Source organism: Flavobacterium fructosi (genome assembly GCF_042787335.1).
Taxonomy (GTDB): Bacteria; Bacteroidota; Bacteroidia; order Flavobacteriales; family Flavobacteriaceae; genus Flavobacterium; species Flavobacterium fructosi.
The window spans coordinates 17055-37030 of sequence record NZ_JBHZQA010000012.1 but is presented as its reverse complement, the minus strand read 5'-3'; the positions used below and the strand labels follow the sequence as shown (position 1 = coordinate 37030).

At 32.7% G+C, this 19976-nt stretch carries 18 protein-coding genes, 1 tRNA gene and 1 pseudogene; 11 read left to right on the top strand and 9 right to left on the bottom strand.

Annotated elements, in window-relative coordinates; all coding sequences use genetic code 11:
- Positions 1-198: 198 nt before the first annotated feature.
- Complete coding sequence (locus ACFX5D_RS14785; RefSeq protein ID WP_379858979.1) at positions 199-1485, bottom strand: dicarboxylate/amino acid:cation symporter; 1287 nt, start codon at positions 1483-1485, stop codon at positions 199-201.
- A 68-nt stretch (positions 1486-1553) separates the two neighbouring features.
- The gene (gene aroC, locus ACFX5D_RS14780) at positions 1554-2618 is read right to left on the bottom strand and encodes a chorismate synthase (protein WP_379858978.1); all 1065 of its coding nucleotides are present in this window, start codon (positions 2616-2618) and stop codon (positions 1554-1556) included.
- Between the two features lie 194 nt (positions 2619-2812).
- Here aroC and ACFX5D_RS14775 point away from each other — a divergent pair, with 194 nt between their 5' ends.
- The 5 genes from ACFX5D_RS14775 to ACFX5D_RS14755 all read left to right on the top strand — a co-directional run bounded on the left by ACFX5D_RS14775 (position 2813) and on the right by ACFX5D_RS14755 (position 9520).
- Complete coding sequence (locus ACFX5D_RS14775; RefSeq protein WP_379858977.1) at positions 2813-3637, top strand: UDP-2,3-diacylglucosamine diphosphatase; 825 nt, start codon at positions 2813-2815, stop codon at positions 3635-3637.
- A gap of 133 nt (positions 3638-3770) precedes the next feature.
- The gene (locus ACFX5D_RS14770) at positions 3771-4280 is read left to right on the top strand and encodes a hypothetical protein (protein WP_379858976.1); all 510 of its coding nucleotides are present in this window, start codon (positions 3771-3773) and stop codon (positions 4278-4280) included.
- Between the two features lie 175 nt (positions 4281-4455).
- The gene (locus ACFX5D_RS14765) at positions 4456-4989 is read left to right on the top strand and encodes a hypothetical protein (protein WP_379858975.1); all 534 of its coding nucleotides are present in this window, start codon (positions 4456-4458) and stop codon (positions 4987-4989) included.
- A 155-nt stretch (positions 4990-5144) separates the two neighbouring features.
- Positions 5145-7676 (top strand): PIG-L family deacetylase, encoded by a 2532-nt coding sequence (locus ACFX5D_RS14760; protein ID WP_379858974.1) that lies wholly within the window; start codon positions 5145-5147, stop codon positions 7674-7676.
- A gap of 122 nt (positions 7677-7798) precedes the next feature.
- Positions 7799-9520 (top strand): sodium:solute symporter family protein, encoded by a 1722-nt coding sequence (locus ACFX5D_RS14755; protein WP_379858973.1) that lies wholly within the window; start codon positions 7799-7801, stop codon positions 9518-9520.
- A 97-nt stretch (positions 9521-9617) separates the two neighbouring features.
- On the opposite strand, the gene ACFX5D_RS14750 is transcribed toward ACFX5D_RS14755, so the two are convergent.
- From ACFX5D_RS14750 to ACFX5D_RS14730, 5 genes are all read right to left on the bottom strand, one after another.
- A complete protein-coding gene (locus ACFX5D_RS14750; protein WP_379858972.1) occupies positions 9618-10463 on the bottom strand; it encodes a DUF2911 domain-containing protein in 846 nt (281 codons plus the stop codon).
- Between the two features lie 51 nt (positions 10464-10514).
- Positions 10515-11189 (bottom strand): HAD family hydrolase, encoded by a 675-nt coding sequence (locus ACFX5D_RS14745; RefSeq protein ID WP_379858971.1) that lies wholly within the window; start codon positions 11187-11189, stop codon positions 10515-10517.
- A gap of 99 nt (positions 11190-11288) precedes the next feature.
- The gene (locus tag ACFX5D_RS14740) at positions 11289-12005 is read right to left on the bottom strand and encodes a tRNA threonylcarbamoyladenosine dehydratase (RefSeq protein WP_379858970.1); all 717 of its coding nucleotides are present in this window, start codon (positions 12003-12005) and stop codon (positions 11289-11291) included.
- A gap of 61 nt (positions 12006-12066) precedes the next feature.
- Entirely contained in the window at positions 12067-12738 is a 672-nt protein-coding gene (locus tag ACFX5D_RS14735; RefSeq protein ID WP_379858969.1) for a TatD family hydrolase, read from the bottom strand.
- Positions 12738-13340: a DUF1684 domain-containing protein gene (locus tag ACFX5D_RS14730; RefSeq protein WP_379858968.1), complete on the bottom strand. Its 603-nt coding sequence runs from the start codon at positions 13338-13340 to the stop codon at positions 12738-12740. The genes ACFX5D_RS14735 and ACFX5D_RS14730 overlap by 1 nt, the downstream gene beginning before the upstream one ends.
- A gap of 96 nt (positions 13341-13436) precedes the next feature.
- Between ACFX5D_RS14730 and ACFX5D_RS14725 the strand changes: the two genes are divergently transcribed.
- The 4 genes from ACFX5D_RS14725 to ACFX5D_RS14710 all read left to right on the top strand — a co-directional run bounded on the left by ACFX5D_RS14725 (position 13437) and on the right by ACFX5D_RS14710 (position 17420).
- Positions 13437-14654: an MFS transporter gene (locus ACFX5D_RS14725; protein ID WP_379858967.1), complete on the top strand. Its 1218-nt coding sequence runs from the start codon at positions 13437-13439 to the stop codon at positions 14652-14654.
- A gap of 339 nt (positions 14655-14993) precedes the next feature.
- Positions 14994-15362: a BlaI/MecI/CopY family transcriptional regulator gene (locus ACFX5D_RS14720; RefSeq protein WP_379858966.1), complete on the top strand. Its 369-nt coding sequence runs from the start codon at positions 14994-14996 to the stop codon at positions 15360-15362.
- Between the two features lie 23 nt (positions 15363-15385).
- Positions 15386-17203, top strand: coding sequence for a M56 family metallopeptidase (locus tag ACFX5D_RS14715; RefSeq protein WP_379858965.1), 1818 nt, complete (start codon positions 15386-15388; stop codon positions 17201-17203).
- A 76-nt stretch (positions 17204-17279) separates the two neighbouring features.
- Positions 17280-17420, top strand: coding sequence for an SsrA-binding protein (locus ACFX5D_RS14710; protein ID WP_379858964.1), 141 nt, complete (start codon positions 17280-17282; stop codon positions 17418-17420).
- On the opposite strand, the pseudogene ACFX5D_RS14705 reads toward ACFX5D_RS14710, so the two are convergent.
- Positions 17417-17929: pseudogene (locus tag ACFX5D_RS14705) on the bottom strand (adenine phosphoribosyltransferase). The gene ACFX5D_RS14710 and the pseudogene ACFX5D_RS14705 sit on opposite strands and share 4 nt — an antisense overlap.
- Before the next feature lie 103 nt (positions 17930-18032).
- On the opposite strand from ACFX5D_RS14705, the gene ACFX5D_RS14700 reads away from it, so the two are divergent.
- Together ACFX5D_RS14700 and ACFX5D_RS14695 are read left to right on the top strand one after the other, a co-directional pair.
- Positions 18033-18106, top strand: a tRNA-Arg gene (locus ACFX5D_RS14700).
- Positions 18107-18488: 382 nt separating this feature from the next.
- Positions 18489-19643 carry a tyrosine-type recombinase/integrase gene (locus ACFX5D_RS14695; RefSeq protein WP_379858963.1) on the top strand — a complete coding sequence of 385 codons (1155 nt, stop codon included), beginning with the start codon at positions 18489-18491 and terminating at the stop codon, positions 19641-19643.
- Here the strand turns inward: ACFX5D_RS14695 and ACFX5D_RS14690 are convergent.
- Positions 19636-19875 carry a helix-turn-helix transcriptional regulator gene (locus ACFX5D_RS14690; RefSeq protein WP_379858962.1) on the bottom strand — a complete coding sequence of 80 codons (240 nt, stop codon included), beginning with the start codon at positions 19873-19875 and terminating at the stop codon, positions 19636-19638. The genes ACFX5D_RS14695 and ACFX5D_RS14690 overlap by 8 nt on opposite strands.
- Positions 19876-19976: the final 101 nt, after the last annotated feature.

Below are 19976 nucleotides of genomic sequence, written 5' to 3'. Positions count from 1 at the left end.
ATAAAAAGACAATTTTATTTGTAAATATATTCCTAATTATATCTTATAACAGGCCTAAAACTAGGACAATATTAAATTAAGCCTTTTATTACTTCACTCGGTTTTTTTAAGGTATGTGAAGGTATAATTAAAAAAATTATTTTCAAAAAAAACCCATTTGAAAAACAAATGGGTTATATAAGACTACTATTTTTATTTTTAAATTGTATCAGTTAGTGCCGTTTCAATTTCATCTCCCGCTTCCCATTGTCCTACAACTGAAGTGGCTAATGCATTTCCTAAAACATTAGTAGCACTACGAAACATATCACAAAAATGATCTATAGGTAAAATAAGTGCAATTCCTTCTATTGGAATTTTAAACATACCACAAGTAGCGGCAACAACAACTAAACTAGCTCTTGGTACACCGGCAATACCCTTACTGGTAAGCATTAATACTAATAACATGGTCATTTGTGTCCCTAAATCTAAATCAATTCCGTACGCCTGTGCAATAAAAATACTGGCAAATGTCATATACATCATACTGCCATCTAAATTGAAAGAATAACCAAGCGGTAACATAAAAGAAACGATTCTATCTTTAACCCCAAAACGTTCCAATTCTTCTGTAAGCTTTGGAAAAACAGCTTCGCTACTAGTTGTACCAAACGCTATGATTAATGGACTTACAATACGTTTAAGCAAAATAGTCATTCTACTCTTTAGGAAAATATACCCTACAAGTATTAAAACAACCCATAAAGACGAAATTCCGATTAAAAAAGATCCAAAAAATTTAAAATAAGTAATCGCTAATTCCTGAAAATCTCGTACTGCAAATACACCCGAAATAGCACCAAAAACACCTATTGGAGCAAATTTCATTACATAGTTTACCATTTTTAAAACGATATGCGAGGTTTTATCCAAACCATTTATAACTGGCTTTACATATTCTCCTAATGCAGCTGCAGCCAAACCAAAGAAAATAGAAAAAATTACAATCTGTAAAATTTCATTAGTTGCCATTGCTTCAAAAATACTTTTCGGTACAATATGCTCAATAAAATTTTCGAAGGTCAAACTTTGTGTTTTAGCGGTAACTTCTGTAGCTGATGCTAAATCAATATTCGATAAATTAAGTCCAACTCCTGGTTTTAATATATTCACAAAAAACATCCCTAATAACAAAGAAATGAATGAAGCTGTAAAGAACCATCCTAATGCTTTACCGCCAATTCTTCCTACCGCTTTAATATCCCCTAATTTTGCAATTCCAACAACCAATGTCGTAAAAACTAATGGAGATATAATCATTTGAACCAATCGAATAAAAACGGTCGCCAACATCTTTATTTTGCCACTAAAGGATTGGGCTGTGGCGGCATCTGTTGAATTATGAATTATAATTCCTAAAACAGCCCCGAAAAGCATTGCTATTAGAATTTGACCTGTTAAGCCTTTAAAAAATGATGGTTTCTTAGTTGTAGTTGTATTCATTAATGTGACAAATTGATTTCAAGGTTATGGTTCAGGATTTAGCTCGTCAAAATCCTGAGTATGCATTGCTATTTTAAATAGGTTTTGTTTATTAAATAAAAATCTGCAAGAACAATCGCTGCCATGGCTTCAACAATAGGAACAGCACGAGGAACAACACAAGGATCATGACGTCCTTTACCGGTCATTTCAGTAATATTACCTTGATTATCCAGTGATTCTTGTTTTTGCATTATCGTTGCAACAGGCTTGAAAGCGACACGGAAATAAATATCCATTCCGTTACTGATACCGCCTTGAATTCCGCCTGAAAGGTTAGTTTTAGTGGTTCCGTCAGGATTGTACAAATCGTTGTGCTCGCTACCTTTCATTTTAACACCTTTAAATCCGCTTCCAAACTCAAATCCTTTTACGGCATTTATAGAAAGCATGGCTTTACCCAACTCAGCATGAAGTTTATCAAAAACAGGTTCTCCTAAACCAATAGGCACATTCTGAATTACACAAGATACCGTTCCTCCCACGGTATCTCCTTGTTTACGTATGTCACGAATATAATCTTCCATTTCGATCGCCATGGCTTCGTCTGGACAACGAACCGGATTATTCTCCGTTTTAGAAAAATCCAATTCTTGGTATGGTTTTTCTAAAAATATAGGACCTACAGAAGAAACGTAAGCATTAAATTTTATTTCAGGTAACATTTGTTTTGCTATAGCACCAGCAACAACTCGACTGGCTGTTTCACGTGCAGAACTGCGTCCTCCGCCACGATAATCACGAACACCATATTTTTTTTCATACACATAATCGGCATGACTTGGTCTGTAATTATCTTTTATATGAGAGTAATCGTCTGATTTTTGATTGGTATTCGGGATAATGAAACCGATAGGTGTTCCAGTCGTTTTCCCTTCAAAAATTCCCGATAAAAATTGTACATCATCTGGTTCTTTTCTTTGGGTAACAATTGCTGATTGACCAGGCTTACGTCTAGACATTTCCAGTTGTACTGCTTCAAGATCAATTGTTATTCCAGAAGGACAACCGTCTATTATTCCGCCTAAAGCTTCTCCATGTGATTCTCCAAAAGTTGTAATTCTAAATAGGGTTCCATAGCTATTTCCTGCCATTGTAGTTAGTTTTGAACAAATGTATGATTTTAGTTTAAAGTTCAAAAGTTTATCCCAAGATTTCGGGATAAACTTTTAAGAAACCTCTAATAATTATTGCCTTTATAGTAATCCATAATTCCATTTCTTAATCTTTAATTAAATTTCAAGTAATATTAACATCCTTAATTTGTTAAAATTCAAAAAAGAATCAATTGAAAAAAAGAAAAGTTGAAGTAGTTGTGATTTCTGATGTACATCTTGGAACTTACGGAAGTCATGCTAAAGAGCTTTATAATTATCTGTCTTCCATAAAGCCAAAAATTTTAGTGCTAAACGGCGATATTATAGACATCTGGCAATTTAGGAAATCCTATTTTCCAAAAACGCATTTAAAAATTATTCAAAAGATTATAAGCTTGGCGACCAAAGGAACTAAGGTGTACTATATAACAGGAAATCATGATGAAATGCTACGAAAATTTAGTGATATGAACATGGGAAATTTTACTTTGGCAGATAAATTAATACTAGATTTAGACGACAAAAAAGCTTGGATTTTCCATGGAGATGTTTTTGACGCTTCCGTTCAACAGGCTAAATGGATTGCAAAATTAGGCGGTATGGGATATGATTATTTAATACTCCTGAACAGATTTGTTAATTGGTGTTTATTAAAAATAGGAACAGAGCCTTACTCTTTTTCTAAAAAAATAAAGGTAGGTGTGAAAAAAGTGGTCAAACAAATTTCAGATTTTGAAAAAACAGCCACCGAATTGGCCATTGAAAAAAAATACGATTATGTTATTTGTGGTCATATTCATGAGCCCAAAATGGTGCTAAAAGAAAACAAAAATGGCTCAACTATGTATTTAAATTCAGGAGATTGGGTAGAAAACTTAACAGCTCTAGAATACAACAAAAAAAGATGGAAATTATATCATTATGCAGAAACTAACTACCCCGAAGAAGAAAACCTGCTTGAAATGGAGAATATTTTGAGCAACCAATTAATATCTTCCATACTATTTTCTAAATAAAAATATTTTAATTTAATTTGCGTTATTAAAAACTTAAAGATTTCTAAAAGTGGGAATTATATAACAATTAACAAAAATTTTATAAATCGGCTCAACGACTTTAAACCTATCTTTGTACAACAAAAAATCACTTATGAAAAAAATTATTTTATCAGTAATTATGCTAGTTGGATTAGCATTTACTGCTCAGGCTCAAGATATTTCAAAAAATGCATTAGGTCTTCGTTTAGGAGATAATAATGGATTTGGTGGGGAACTTTCTTACCAAAGAGCATTAGGAAGCAACAACAGACTTGAATTAGATTTAGGTTGGAGAAATAGAACTAATTACAACAAGGATGGTTATGATGACAATGCTATCAAAATAGCTGCGTTATATCAATGGGTTTGGAACATTGATGGTGGATTCAACTGGTACGCAGGTATTGGTGGTGGTTTAGGGAGCGATAATAGAGATTATTATGATAACAGAAATTATGACAATGGAGTTTTTGCATTTGCAGCCGGAGATATAGGAATTGAATATAATTTTGACATTCCGTTATTAATCTCTTTGGATTTCAGACCTGAATTTGGTTCAAATACTTATTACAAAAACAATTATGGTTCTGATGTAGCTTTAGGTTTAAGATACCAATTCTAATATCTAGAAAGTATGTTTTAAAAGAGAGCTCCATTTTGGAGCTCTCTTTTTTTATGAGTAGAATTATCCAAATAAATGGTAATTAAAATATATTGGCATAGTTCTTGGATTTACAGAAAAAGTATTAACGCCGAGAGTTAATATTAAATGATTTACTAATTAAATATCTGAAAAGATGAAAACATTAAAACTACTCGCCTTAGGAATAATCCTTTTTGTCTCAAGTTCCATACATGCGCAAATCTCCGTCAGTTTGAATATAGGAACAGCTCCTGCATGGGGCCCCGTAGGATATTCTGATGTAGACTATTATTATTTACCTGATGTTGAAGCCTACTATGACATCAGAGCTACACAGTTTATTTATTTCAATGGTGGAAGATGGATACGATCTAGATATCTACCAGGACAATATAGAAATTATGATTTGTATAGTGGATACAAAGTTGTCTTGAATGATTATCACGGGTCAAGACCTTACCACAACTACCGAAATGACAGAATTAAATATTACAGAGGATATCAAGGTAGACAACAAAGAAATATAGGGTACCGCAATAATGACCGTCGAGAATATGAAAATAGCGGTAACTACGAAAATCAAAGACACGACAATCGTGAATATGAAGGACGCGAGAATAATGGAAATGAAGGGCGCGGGAATAACGGTCATGGAAATGGACACGGACGTGGCCATGGTAGAGACTAAATAATTACTGATTAAACTAAAAAAAAAGAGAGAACCTTTATTGGTTCTTTCTTTTTTGTTATATACCATTTCTTTTTTCAAACAAAATCAAAAACATTTCAAACAAAATTAATTAATTCCTACATTTGAAGCTATTGCAAATTAAATTCTAAAAAATGCAAAATAAATATATACAGATCTTTATAATTTTCCTTTTTTGTTTTCAAATAGCAATTGCCCAACAGCCTCAGAAATTGAATTCTGTTGAAATTTTTATCCAAATTCAAAAACTTAATTTTTTAGGATCGGTACTTTATATAGCAGCGCATCCTGATGATGAAAATACCCGATTAATTTCCTATCTATCAAATGAGACTAAAGCAAGAACCGGTTATTTATCTTTGACTCGTGGTGATGGTGGGCAAAATTTAATAGGTTCGCAGTTGCGGGAATTGTTAGGAGTAATTCGCACACAGGAACTTATTGAGGCCAGAAAAATAGATGGTGGCGAACAGTTTTTTTCACGTGCCAATGATTTTGGGTTTTCTAAAAATCCGCGGGAAACATTAGAAATTTGGGATAAACAAAAAGTACTTTCTGATATTGTATGGGCAATTAGAAAATTTCAGCCTGATGTAATTATCAATCGATTTGACCATCGTTCATCGGGAACGACACATGGTCATCATACAGCATCAGCACTACTAAGTGTAGAAAGTTTTAATTTAGCAAACAATCCAAGTATTTTTCCGGAACAATTAAAATTAGTGGAGCCATGGCAACCTAAGCGCCAATTTTTCAACACCTCATGGTGGTTTTATGGAAGTAAGGAAAAATTTGATGCAGCAGATAAATCGAATTTAACGGAGATAAAAACCGGTGTTTATTATCCAACCATCGGTAAATCAAATCAGGAAATTGCCGCATTAAGTCGAAGCAGGCACCAGTCTCAAGGTTTTGGAAGTACGGGAAGTCGAGGTGAGGACATCGAATATCTAGAGTTTATAAATGGAGAAGCACTTCAAAACAAAGCTTCAATTTTTGAAGGGATTGATACCAGTTGGAACCGTGTAAAAGGAGGGAAACCTATTGGAAAATTATTGACAGCCATCGCTTCTCAATTTGATTATAACAATCCTTCGGCCAGCATTCCAAATTTGGCGAAAGCCTACACCATGATGCAATCTTTAGAAGACAAACATTGGGCAAGTCTGAAATCTTCCGCAATAAAAGAAATTATTGCCTCTTGTTCCGGTTTGTATCTAGAGGCAGTAGCCCAAAATCAGGAAACAACTCCCGGGAGTACTATAAAACTAAAGCTTGAAGCAATAAATAGAAGTATAATTCCGATGCAATTACGGAGTGTAACCACTTTGCCAGAACAAAAAAGCACTCCCCAAAACGTGGTTTTAAATAGTAATATTTTAAAATCCTTAAACCTTGATTTACAATTGCCTTCAACCTTGGAATATACGCAACCGTATTGGCTAAAGGAACGAGAAACAGTGGGAATATACACAGTTGCTGAACAAAAAAACATCGGAATTCCTGATATAATTAGAGAAGTAACCGTAGTTTTTAATGTCTTAATTAATGACATCGAAATTCCTTTTGAAAGAACGGTTGTTTATAAATACAATGATGATGTAAAAGGCGAAATGTATAATTATTTAGATATAGTTCCTGAAGTAACTACAAGTATTCTTGATAAAGTTTCTCTTTTTAAAAACGGGAAAAATAAGGAAATAGCCGTAAAAATAAAATCTGGAAAAGAAGCTTTAAAAGGAGATTTAATACTCGAATTACCTGATAACTGGATTGTTTTACCAAAATCAATTCCTTTTAATTTAGATAAAAAAGGAACCGAACAAATCGTTTATTTTCAAGTAACGCCACCTAATCAGATTGGTGAAGCTGTAGCCAAAAGCATTGCCGTTGTTGATAACAAGCGATACGATAAAGACCAAATCAGTATTAATTACAGTCACATTACGAAGCAACAAGTATTGAAACCTGCTGAAGCAAAATTCATCAAACTGGATTTAAAAACTAATGAAGAAAGAATTGGTTATATCATGGGAGCAGGAGATGAAGTCCCTAAAAGTTTATCTCAAATGGGGTATAAAGTAACAATATTAAAACCCGAAGAAATAACTCTTGAAAAACTTGCGAATCTAGATGTTGTCATGACTGGAATTAGAGCTTATAATACGGTACAAGAATTAGCAAATAAACAATCGATACTTTTTGATTTTATCAGAGAAGGAAAAACAATGATTGTACAATATAACAACCCTAATGATCTTGTAACTAAAAACATAGCGCCTAACACCCTGAAAATTTCTGGTGACAGGGTAACAGAGGAAAATGCAGAAGTTCGTTTCTTAGCGCCTAATCATCCTATACTGAATTTCCCAAATAAAATCACAGCTAAGGATTTTGAAGGATGGAAACAGGAACAAGGATTGTATTATCCTAATGAATTTGATAAAACCTTTACTCCTATTTTATCATCCAATGACAAAGGAGAAACGCCTAAAAATGGCGCCTTATTAGTCGCTCCTTATGGAAAAGGATATTATATTTATACCGGTTTAAGTCTTTTTAGAGAATTACCGGAAGGAGTATCAGGCGCTTTTAGATTATTATCCAACATGATTTCATTGAAAGCCAACGTGAAAATTTCTGCTCAAAGTATTAAGCCCTAACATCTTAAAAAATGGAAACAAAAAAAATAAAAACCTGGAAAAAAAACTACACTTGTGTTCTTGTAGTCAACGCCATTTATATTTTGATTTTTTATCTAATAATGCACTTATACTCTTAACTTATGCAACTATTTGATTGGATTGTACTTATAGTCACACTACTATTTATTGTTATTTATGGCGCTTGGAAAACCAAAGGAAGTAAAAATGTAGAAGATTTTATTCTTGGCAGCAACGAAACCCCTTGGCATGTTGTCGGACTTTCGGTTATGGCCACGCAGGCAAGCGCTATCACTTTTTTATCTACACCGGGGCAGGCCTATCATGACGGAATGGGATTTGTACAATTCTATTTTGGACTGCCTATTGCTATGGTCGTTATCTGTGTGACTTTTATCCCGATTTACCATAAATTCAAAGTATATACCGCTTATGAATACCTTGAAAAAAGGTTTGATCTTAAAACCCGCTCTCTGGCCGCAATACTTTTTCTATTTCAACGAGGATTAGGAACTGGACTTACCATTTATGCACCAGCCATTATTTTATCGGCATTGTTAGGATGGAATCTTACTATTATGAACATTATTATTGGTGTATTGGTCATCATATATACCTTTTCCGGTGGAACAAAAGCGGTAAACGTGACTCAAAAACAGCAAATGTTTGTTATCATGTCTGGAATGTTAATCACGTTTTTTCTGATTTTGCATTACTTACCCAATGATATGACTTTTACTAACGCTTTGCACATTGCTGGTGCAAATGATAAAATGAATATTGTTAGTTTTTCAACAGATCCAGAAGAAAAATATACTTTTTGGAGTGGTATTACGGGAGGTTTTTTCTTAGCATTAGCTTATTTTGGTACTGATCAATCTCAAGTTGGACGCTATTTATCTGGAAGATCCGTTCGGGAAAGCCAAATGGGATTGATCATGAACGGACTTTTAAAAGTTCCAATGCAGTTCTTTATTTTACTTACCGGCGTTATGGTTTTTGTTTTTTTTCAATTCAACCCTGTTCCATTAAATTTTAATCCAAACAATAAAATAATAGTAGAGAAATCCGCCTTTAAAGGAGAATATCATGCACTAGAAAAAAAATTGGATGATTTATCCGAAGATAAAAAAGTAATTAATCTATTATATATTGATCAATTGAATCAAGATTATGACAATCCAATTCTTCGAAAAGAATTAATTACTTTATCTAATAAGGAAAAAGATTTAAGAGACAGAGCTAAAGAGATTATTCTAAAAGCCGACAGTGGTAGTGAAACGAACGATAAAGATTATGTTTTTTTCCATTTTATCTTACATTATTTACCTAAAGGACTCATTGGATTATTACTGGCAGTAATCATTTCTGCGGCCATGTCTTCAACTGCTTCAGGACTTAATGCGCTGGCTTCAACCACTGCAATTGACATCTACAAACGCAACTTGAAAGAAGAAAAATCAGAAAAACATTATTTGAATGCTACTAAGTTTTTTACATTGCTTTGGGGTATCATAGCGATTCTTTTTGCTTGCATTGGCACTTTATTCGAAAATCTGATTCAATTGGTAAATATTATTGGATCTATTTTTTACGGTACAGTTCTTGGAATTTTTCTTGTGGGATTTTATATAAAACAGGTACAGTCCAAAGCTATATTTTATAGTGCCGTATTTAGCCAAATTACAATTTTCATTATATACTATTATGCCATTTATATTTTCCCTAGCGGAGAAGAAAAACTAGGCTATCTATGGTTGAATTTCATTGGAGCAATGCTGACAATTATAATATCGTCAGTATTACAATCGACTATTTTTAGAAAAGAAAAAGCAGTAGCATAACTAACTATGCGAACTTTTATAAATTAATCATTTAAAATAGAAAATCCCGTCTTGAAATTAACGAGACGGGATTTCTATTTAGTTAAAAAATAAAGCATTAATTTTTACTCCACTCTGCTATACTTTCTTTATTCATTTTTACATAGTCTTGGTTTTTTGCCTTTTCAGCTGCAGCCAATGAACTTTTTGCCGTTTCAATAGCTCCTTTTTTATCCCCAAGTTTCGCTTGTATCAATGATTTTAAACGATAGTAAAAAAAGGGTTTTTCCTGATTCATATCTAACGCTTTATTTACATGAACTAATGCTTTAGCATTATCTCCATTAGATAGATATAGAAATTGTGCTGCCGAAAAATAATCGCCAGCAGTTGGCCCAGCTAATGCTTTTTCAATGCTTGCCATTGCTGTTTTTTGAGTAGGCACATCAAATTTTAAAGCTACATAAGAACTTTCCCAATACATTTCTAAGTAGGCAAAATTATTATCTAAACCACTAATCCCAATAGTAAAAGTTTCAACTGGTTTTGGCAAAGTTTCTTCCTTTACAGTAGTTCTCAATACTACGTTGGCTTCGTTCCATTCTTCTGGATTTCCCCAATTATCAGTGGTAGAATAAAATATTATGTCCCAACTTTCTATTTTAGGAACCGTATATAACGCGTATTTTCCTTTTTTTAAAGTTTTTCCATCGATAACTACATCATCACTAAATGATATTGTGGTATTTTCATTAGCTCCAGTTCTCCAAACTTTTCCAAAAGGGATTAAATTACCAAAAACAGCTCTTCCTCTGGCACTTGGTCTGGAATAATTAATTTCAACTTGGGTTAAACCAACTGTTTGATTGATTATAGCTCGAGGACTTGCTTGAGGTGTTTTCACCTGTGCCTCAATGGTAAAACTTGCAATAATGATCGCAAATGCAATTAGAATATTTTTCATGATTTTTATTTTTATCTTTTTCAAATTTACAAATTCAGTAATTCCTAAATGTTAAATATTCCTTAATTTGGAGTCAATATTTCTAACATCATTAAAACCTAACTCATTAAAATGATTAATTACTAAATCTGCTTCTGATAAATCTTGGCCTTTTGAATGAATACTGTTATAACCCAAACAGAAAATCCCGGCTGCTTTTGAAGCTTTAACTCCGTTAGTACTGTCTTCAATTACAATACAGTTTTCTTTCGGGACAATCGATAAACTCGCTGCATGCTCAAAAATGGCAGGATGTGGTTTTGATTTAGGAAAATCTTCACCACTAACCACATGCGTAAAATATTGATGCAACCCAAAGCGAGTAAAAACACGCTCGATGGTAACTTTCGAAGCAGAAGAAGCCAATATCAATTGCATTCCATTTTCGTGTAATTCTTTGATTAAGTTTTCAACGCCTTCCAGTAATTCTAAATCTTCTTTACTATCAAAAGCATCATTAAATATGTTTCTTTTTCTTTGAATTAAATCCTCAACATCATGATTCAATTGAAAAAATTCCTTCAGAGTCTGGAATGTATTTCTTGTTGAAAATCCTGTAAATGAGGTATACATTTCTTCCGTAACAGCGATATTTAATTCTTCAAATTGTTTGAAATAAGCATAACGGTGCACTGGTTCTGTGTCGACAATTACACCATCCATGTCGAAAATTACTGTTTGTATCATTTTTTATATTTTTAGACTTGTTAGATTATCAGATTCGTTAATTTAGGAAGATTCCTTTCTAGGAATCCAAGTAAAACACCGTGATTAAAACCTTAAAAACTACTCTTTTTTAAGTAAATACCGAATCACCGTTTCCGCAGCATACAAACCAAATAATCCCGGCATATAGCTGTTCGTTCCATAAAACGATTTTTTAAAATTGGAACCATCAGTCATTTTTAAACTGGATTCATCCTGAATTTCAGAAGAAAATACCACTTTTAATTTATCAATTTTAAATTCTTTTAAACGTCTTCGGATTGTTTTCGCAAAGAAACAATTGACAGTATTAGTAATGTCAGTTACTTTTACTTTAGAAGCTTCCATCTTACCGCCAGCTCCCATGCTACTTATGATTTTCACTCTTTTTCTTTTGGCTGCAATAATCAAATTCAATTTTGGAGTCACACTGTCAATACAATCCAAAACATAATCAAATTCCTCCGAAATAATTTCAAAAGCACGCTCGGGCGAAAGAAATTCCTGCACCCGAGTCAATTTTAATTCTGGATTAATATCCATTAATCGATCGCCCACAATCGTAACTTTAGGTTGTCCTACCGTAGAATGCAAAGCTGGTAATTGTCGGTTTATATTGGTAATATCAACTACATCTCCATCTACAATTGTCATTTTCCCCACTCCTGCTCTCGCCAAAAATTCAGCCGCAAAAGATCCCACACCACCAAGTCCTACGACTAGTACATTTGCATTTTGCAATTTATTTAAACCTTCTTTTTTAAATAAAAGTTCGGCTCTTTCTGTCCACTCTGCCATTGTTTTTTTGTTTAAAGTATTAATGTCTAAAGTCTAAAACTTCAACATTGAAATATGTTATTTATTTTAAAAATTTGATTTTAAAAACATTTGAAAAATTATCATTCACCAGATTCTGCATTTCTTCCACCGAAACACCTTTGTATTTTGCTGCCAATTCATAAACAGTTTCGATTCCTTCTTCAACTGTATCCGTCTCTAAGAAAAATCGACCATTCGGCATGTTTTTAAAAACCAATTCCAGTTCAGTCCCGAAACTTCGGGATTGCAATAAATATTTCCCAAAAGAAATATAAAATCCGTTTTCCAATAACTGTTTCGCTAGCTGTTCACTTTTGGAAAATCCATGAATTAATATTGGAACCGTAATATTTAATTTTTTCACAGTTTCGATTAATTCCTGAAAAGCGGCAACACAATGAATCACAACGGGTTTTTGATATTTCTGTGCCAAAAGCAATTGCTTTTCGAAAACAAACTGTTGTAATTCGATGGGAACTTCTATTCGTTTGTCCAGTCCGCATTCTCCCATAGCCAGACAACTCGGTTCCTGCAGTTTACTTTCGATTATCGCAAAATCATTTTCAAGACGCTCTTCAACAATAAACCAAGGATGAATTCCAATGGAATAAAATGGAATCGTTTCATCAAATTCCCATGGATATTGATTGACTAACTCTAAGACATCAGGTTGATTGGTAAACTTATGGGTATGTAAATTAAAGAACTGCATTAGTTGTGAAATTTTTTAACTCCTGCTTTTATTTCGATATTTAAATCGTTTTCCAAAGGTGCTTTTGGACAGGAATATTTGTGACTATAAGCACAATACGGATTATACGAAGTATTAAAATCAATAACCATCGATTCGCCTTGAGGCACTTTTATATCGATGTATTTTCCGCCTATATAGCTTTCATTTCCACAAGTCAAATCTGAAAACGGTAAAAACAAATAGTCTTCATATTCCTTTTTCTTTGAAAGTTCAATATTTTTGTAAATATTCAATTTAAAATCTTTTCCCTCTAAAACAAAATAAGCTTCACCATATTTGATATACATTGGTTTTCTTTCCCCAGTGGTCTTCATTTCAAATGGTTTTTCATTTTCTGTTCTAACAAATTTTGCGGTCACAAAGAACTTCTCATTTACAGGGTAAAAATCTAACGTTTTGAATACCGCTAAATCTTCCGCAGACAAGGGGCTTGTCTTAGCATCAGCATATTCCGAGTTGATTACCTTTTGAAATTTGGCAACAGCCGAAATATCGAATTTGTCTTGGCTAAAGCCAAAATTAAACTGCACTAAAAAAACTAAAGCGAATAGCATTCTCATTTTTATAATTTTAAGCAAAAATAGTTTAAAAGTTACAATGCTACAAAGACGCATCGGTACAAAGTTTTCTACCTTTGTAAAATTAGAACTTTATATATGATCCAAACCGCTTTCCAACGCTACATTAATAATTTTAGAGGATTCACAAGAGAAGTATGGATTCTTACCTTGATTACTTTTATCAATCGCGCCGGAACGATGGTTTTGCCCTTTTTATCTAAATATTTGAAAGAAGATTTACAATTTTCCTACGCACAAGTAGGATGGATTATGGTCGCTTTTGGTTTTGGGTCCATGCTGGGTTCTTGGCTTGGCGGTAAATTATCAGATAAAATTGGTTTTTATAAAATCATGGTTTTCAGTTTATTTACCAGCGGAATCCTATTATTCTTAGTGCAATACATCCGCACTTTTTGGGGATTGTGTATTGGAATGTTTGTTATCATGACCGTGGCCGATATGTTTCGTCCCGCCATGTTCGTTTCACTAGGCACGTATGCCAAGCCTGAAAATCGCACCAGAGCTTTGACTTTAGTTCGACTAGCGGTTAATTTGGGTTTTACTGCCGGACCTGCTTTGGGAGGTTTAATCATCATGAATTTAGGGTACAGTGGCCTTTTTTGGGTCGATGGAAGTTCTTGTATCGTTTCCATTTTAATTTTTGCATTATTGGTAAAAGAACGCAAAAAACCTGTTGATTTAAATACAATTAACAGTGAAACCGAAATCCCAGCTTCCGTTTTCAAAGACAAAATATTTTGGATATTCCTATTTGTATGTTTTGCAACAGCGATGTTATTCTTCCAACTTTTCACTACTTTACCCTTGTATCACAATGAGAAATTTGGCTTGACCGAATTTCAAAGCGGACTGTTACTATCCTTGAACGGATTATTAATTTTCTTTTTGGAAATGCCAATTGTTAGTTTCAGCCAAAGAAAAGGCATCAAAAAACTCAAAATTATCCTTTGGGGATGCGTTCTGATGTCCATTAGTTTTTATCTCCTTTTGATCAACACTTGGGCGGGAATTTTAGTAATCAGCATCATTATAATCACTTTTGGGGAAATGTTCATCTTTCCTTTCTCTAATTCTTTTGCTTTAAGCAGAGCTCCAAAAGGACATGAAGGACGCTACATGGCTTTGTTTACCATGAGTTTTAGTTTAGCGCATATTGCGAGTTCCAAGACTGGACTGGAACTCATTGGACATTTTGGTTACCAAACCAACTGGTTTTTCATGGGTACCTTAGGACTTCTTTCTGTGTTAGGTTGTATTTGGCTGCAGAAACTCGTTCAAATAGAACAAAAATAATCCTACTTTAATACTGTGGGCGTGACCGCCTTGATAAAAGGGGCATACTATCTAGTTGCTTATACTGCCCCTTTTATCAAGGCGGTCGTCCCGAACTTTCGGGATATACACGCTACTTTGGTAGCTTGCTCCTATCCATCACCTCGTTTTCAAAACAACACATCTGAAACAAAGAGCTTCTATCATTCCAAATTAACTCCCTAAACAATAAAAAACCAGCAACGTGAATCCTTAATTTAGAAGTCAAAACATATAAAAACTAAAAAATTAGTTAAATAACTATAAAAACAGTTTGTAAACTATAAATATAGTTGTACGTTTGATTTAAATAAAAAAATCATGCAAAAGTTAACCAATAAAGAAGAAGAAATCATGCACATTTTATGGAAGCTAAAAAAAGCATTCGTAAAAGAAGTTATGGCAGAAATCAGTGAAGACCAACCTCATTACAACACACTTTCCACCATTGTACGCAACTTAGAAGAAAAAGGATTTGTGTCACACAATGCCTTTGGAAACACGCATCAGTACTTCCCAATAGTAAGTATTGAAGACTACAGAAAACGCTTCATGAACGCAGCAATTGATAATTATTTCAATAGTTCCTATAAAAATATGGTGTCTTTTTTTGCCAAAGAAGAAAAAATTTCTGCAACAGAATTGCGTGAGATTTTGGCAATGATTGAAAGTCAAAAAGAGGAAATATAAACTTTACAGTAACAACATTAATTATGGAAGCATTCTATATTTATCTTATCAAATCCAGTGGATTAATTGCTCTGTTTTATTTAGCTTATCATTTTATGTTGCGAAAAGAAACCTTTTTTACGAGCAATCGTTGGTTTCTATTATTGGGTTTATTTACTTCAGTTGTTTTGCCAATAGTATTTTATACGAAAATAATCTGGGTAGAACCTACTCCTGTAAATTATGATTGGTCATCATTGCCCATAAACACAATTGTTGATGAAGATCATACGGAAGAATATTTTTATCTGGGATTAGCAATAATGTACGGTATTGGAACATTGTATTTATTAACTAAATTTGGTTTTGATTTCTACAATTTACAAAAAGTACTCAAAGGAAAAACAATAAACCGTCAAGATGATTTTAAATTTATAGACGTACAAGAAAACCTCGCTCCTTTCTCTTTTTTTAAAACTATTGTTTATAATTCTTCTTTATACAGCACCCTTGAATTAGAAAATATTTTGGAACACGAAAAAGTTCACAGTGAGCAAAATCATACTGTTGATGTATTGATTTCAAGACTATTTTGTATCCTTTTTTGGTTTAATCCGTTCATTTGGTTATGCAAAAAAGCAATCATACAAAACTTGGAATTCATTGCTGACAGCGAAGCTACAAAAAAAATATCCGACAAAAAAGCGTATCAGTTCACGCTTTTGAAAATAACAACATACAAAAATTGTGTTGCCATTACTAATCATTTTTATCAATCATTAATCAAAAAACGAATCGTTATGTTAAACAAAAATCAATCAAAAAAATCGAATTCCTGGAAATATGTAACAGTACTTCCTGCTTTAGTGGCATTTGTGATGCTTTTCCAGATAAATGTAGTTGCTCAGGAAAAAGCAAAAGAAGAAACCATTAAAGTGGAATCGAAAAATCCGGTTATTGCTACTTTAGAAATGCAACAAGAAAAAGACAGTATTAAAAAAATTAAAGAGTTATTAGTCAGTAATTCCAAAAATGAAGGTATTGATCAAAATACAGAAATTTTTATTGATGGAAAAAAAGTGAGCAAAGAAGAATTAGACAGAACCAATCCAGATGACATAACCACAATGAATGTCACTAAGGATAATAACAAATCTATAGTACGAATTGTAACGAAAGGTAAAATCGCAGAAAGTACAAGTATATTTAATTCTGATATACAAACGACGGATTTGGGATTAGAAAATGTGGATCCAAATAGTTTAAATATTCTTGAAAAACCAAAAAATACGTATACGATTACAAAGATAACGACAGAAAAAAATGGCATTGCTGGGGATGCAGAATATTATATTGACGGAAAAAAAGTAAGCCCACTAGAGGCCGAAAGCATGAATCCGAACCAGATAAACTCAGTAAATGTACAAAAATATGGTACTTCGACTAAGAATTCAATCCGTATAATTACTAAAAGCTATTTAGATGGTAAAGAAACAATACCAGAGCCACCAACACCACCAACACCACCAACTTTTAAATCTACAGCTCCAAAAGTAGACCCTGTTAAAAAGGATAACAAAGGTTGGGAGATTAGTTTTGGAACGTCTAAACCAGAAGATAATATCAAAAGAATCCAAAATGATAAGAATGTAGACTATAAAAATGCTGTTATCATTATCAATGGAAAAATAAGTGATTATAATGTACTTGCGAAATTAAATCCTGAAGATATTACTTCAGTAGGTGTACAAAAACCATCAAATGGCCCCGAAAGCACAAAACAGAATGCGTTAAAAAAATATGGAGAAAAAGCACTAAATGGAATCATTGAAATTAAAACAAAAGAATTCCAAGAAAAATAACAGCTTCCATAAATAAACGAAAAAGAAGGTCTAAATTAAGACCGTCTTTTTTTTTATATATTTGAAAAAAAATATCATGTATAAAATCCTGGCAAAAATCAACAAAGTCATTTTACCTAGTTTTACCAAACAGCGGTTAGATATAGGTAAAGCCAAGAAATGGCAAATGGCAATCATTGGTTTTAGATATTACGTTACCACACGTGCATTAGATTAATACGCAATCGCAGCAAAAATTTCATTCCCTTTCATTTTTGCAATTCCATTTAGGAAAGCTAATTCCATCAGGAGATTGCACTGCACTATTTGACCGCCTAATCGTTGCACTAATTCACATATCGCTTTTGCCGTTCCTCCGGTTGCTAAAACATCATCATGAATCAGAATTCGGTCTCCTTTTTGAATCGCATCGATGTGAATTACTAAAGTATCCCTTCCTTATTCCAAATCATACGTTGCAGAAATAGTTTCATAAGACAGTTTATTTGGCTTTCAAATCAGAATAAAACCAACATTTAATTCCTGTGCGATAAGCATCTCAAAGAAAAACCCCCGACTCTCCACTCCTATTACCTACTCTATTTTTTTATCTTTAAGTGCTGAAACCAATATTTCAAGGCATTTATTCCTTGCTTCGGGGTCAATTAGTAAAGGAGTTATGTGTTTAAACAAAATTCCTTCTATTAGAAAACCCTGAATATCAAGTATGTAATTCTTAAGTGGTATATTTTTTTATTTTTTTATAAATTTAGACTTGCAAATTACACAATTATCCCTATATTTGCACCCGCAATAAGGCGCTTTAATAAGCCCTTTAATAGCAAAAAAAGGCCTTGTGGCGCAACTGAATAGCGCACTTGATTACGGCTCAAGAGGTTACTGGTTTGAATCCAGTCAAGGTCACAAAAGTTGATTTTTTTCAACTTTAAAATTTATTAAAGCCCCAGTTTTACTGGGGTTTTTCTTTTTATATTCTATCATTACATACTATCTTATACCAAAATAATTACCCCTAATCTTACCCCCCTTCTATTATAAAATTTATTTCATAAATTCTATCTAAAAAAATCACTTTTTCAAAGTTAAATAAAACTATCTCTAAAATGGGGTAACAAATTTATAATGTCTAAAATTCATAACAAATTGGGATTTACCAAAATATGTTAAAAACAAACTTTTAAACCATTGTTTCACTGTATTTTATATTTTTTTTGTAAGATTTTTCTTTATATATTTATTCTTGAAAATGTTTTCAGCGTCTATTATATAGAAAAATACAAATACTATGAGCAATCAAAATTTTTCAGTTAAAGCTATCCTACGAAAGGATAAAAAGAGAATCGACGGAACATGTCCAATTAATTATCGAGTTACAATTAACTCTAATGTATTAAAACTTTCCTCAGGCGAATATTGCGAGGAAAACAAGTGGAATCCAAAAGAGGGCGCATTTAAAGGTTCTAAATCTAGTTATGAAAATAGCTTACTAGATAATGAAATGAGCCGAATTAAAGATTATCTAAGGGAGCAAAGGTCAATAGGGAATTATTTGGATATTGAGCTTGTAAAATCGTTCTATTCTACGAATGATAAAGATGATTTTTATGAATACTATGACAAATTCTGCGAAAAAAAATTCACGGAACTAAGCGAAGGAACGCAATACCATTATGAAATATTGTTAAAACGCCTAAAGCAATTTAAAAAGGAAATAAAATTAAGTCAAATTAATTTAAGTTTTATCGAAAAATTTGATTCTTTTTTAAGTACAAAATTTAATACTGGAAACTCTGGTAGATGGAGCAGACATAAAAATTTAAAAGCGGTTCTTGGAAATGCTTTAAAAAACAATATCATTAAAAAAAATCCATATGATGGATTCAAATTAATACAAGAAGAAACTAAAATTGATTATTTAAATCCTATCGAGTTAATGCTAATTGAAAAAATAATATTTAGTAATTTCCCTAAAGGTGAAGGTCTAAATATTACCCGAGATATGTTCCTATTTTCTTGTTATACAGGATTGAGATACTCCGATGTAATAGGTCTTTCAAAAAATGATATTCTCGATAGCGAAACTATTTCGATGAGAATGCAGAAGACCAAAAATATGGTAAAGGTTCCGATTACAAATAAGGCAAAATTAATATTAAAAAAATACAGCTCATCAGGTAATGAAAGCATTTTTCCTAATCGATGTAACGTAACCGTTAACAGGGATTTAAAAACAATCGCTTCTTTGTGTAAAATAAAGAAAAAAGTCCATTTTCATATGGGACGTCACACTTTTGCTTCTACAATGGCTAATAGCGATGTCAACTCTTTCAAAATAATGAAATTGTTAGGTCATAAAGATATTAAAATGACTCAACGATACGTTGATAATAGTGTTGAAGATTTATCAAAAATGCTTAAAAGCATTAAAACATTTAACTAAAATCCTTGAAAAACTCTTCTGGGGTTAGGTTATGGATTTGGAGAATTTTGAAAAAGGTTTTTAGCGTAATGTTATGACCTTTTTCCACTCTCCAGTATTGTACTCTATTAATATCGTTGTCAAACGCAAAGGCTTGAAAACTGGTATAGCCTTTATCCTTTCTGAGTTGCTTTATTTTTTGGGCAACTTTTTCTATTTTGTCTGATAATATGTCGGTTTCTTCGTTACTCATTTCAATCCGTGAAATTGAAGCTTTTGAGCAATGTAAAAAACCGCATTTATTAGAATTAATTTTATATCTTAGCTTAAAATTAATATGGAGCAAAAATCTTA

Bases quoted from the DNA above. Each gene is read 5' to 3' on its own strand.
- aroC (WP_379858978.1), bottom strand. From the start codon at position 2,618: ATGGCAGGAAATAGCTATGGAACCCTATTTAGAATTACAACTTTTGGA.
- ACFX5D_RS14765 (WP_379858975.1), top strand. From the start codon at position 4,456: ATGAAAACATTAAAACTACTCGCCTTAGGAATAATCCTTTTTGTCTCA.
- ACFX5D_RS14745 (WP_379858971.1), bottom strand. From the start codon at position 11,189: ATGATACAAACAGTAATTTTCGACATGGATGGTGTAATTGTCGACACA.
- ACFX5D_RS14730 (WP_379858968.1), bottom strand. From the start codon at position 13,340: ATGAGAATGCTATTCGCTTTAGTTTTTTTAGTGCAGTTTAATTTTGGC.
- ACFX5D_RS14715 (WP_379858965.1), top strand. From the start codon at position 15,386: ATGGAAGCATTCTATATTTATCTTATCAAATCCAGTGGATTAATTGCT.
- ACFX5D_RS14770 (WP_379858976.1), top strand. From the start codon at position 3,771: ATGAAAAAAATTATTTTATCAGTAATTATGCTAGTTGGATTAGCATTT.
- ACFX5D_RS14695 (WP_379858963.1), top strand. From the start codon at position 18,489: ATGAGCAATCAAAATTTTTCAGTTAAAGCTATCCTACGAAAGGATAAA.
- ACFX5D_RS14755 (WP_379858973.1), top strand. From the start codon at position 7,799: ATGCAACTATTTGATTGGATTGTACTTATAGTCACACTACTATTTATT.
- ACFX5D_RS14720 (WP_379858966.1), top strand. From the start codon at position 14,994: ATGCAAAAGTTAACCAATAAAGAAGAAGAAATCATGCACATTTTATGG.
- ACFX5D_RS14740 (WP_379858970.1), bottom strand. From the start codon at position 12,005: ATGGCAGAGTGGACAGAAAGAGCCGAACTTTTATTTAAAAAAGAAGGT.
- ACFX5D_RS14785 (WP_379858979.1), bottom strand. From the start codon at position 1,485: ATGAATACAACTACAACTAAGAAACCATCATTTTTTAAAGGCTTAACA.
- ACFX5D_RS14760 (WP_379858974.1), top strand. From the start codon at position 5,145: ATGCAAAATAAATATATACAGATCTTTATAATTTTCCTTTTTTGTTTT.
- ACFX5D_RS14750 (WP_379858972.1), bottom strand. From the start codon at position 10,463: ATGAAAAATATTCTAATTGCATTTGCGATCATTATTGCAAGTTTTACC.
- ACFX5D_RS14690 (WP_379858962.1), bottom strand. From the start codon at position 19,875: ATGAGTAACGAAGAAACCGACATATTATCAGACAAAATAGAAAAAGTT.
- ACFX5D_RS14710 (WP_379858964.1), top strand. From the start codon at position 17,280: ATGTATAAAATCCTGGCAAAAATCAACAAAGTCATTTTACCTAGTTTT.
- ACFX5D_RS14735 (WP_379858969.1), bottom strand. From the start codon at position 12,738: ATGCAGTTCTTTAATTTACATACCCATAAGTTTACCAATCAACCTGAT.
- ACFX5D_RS14725 (WP_379858967.1), top strand. From the start codon at position 13,437: ATGATCCAAACCGCTTTCCAACGCTACATTAATAATTTTAGAGGATTC.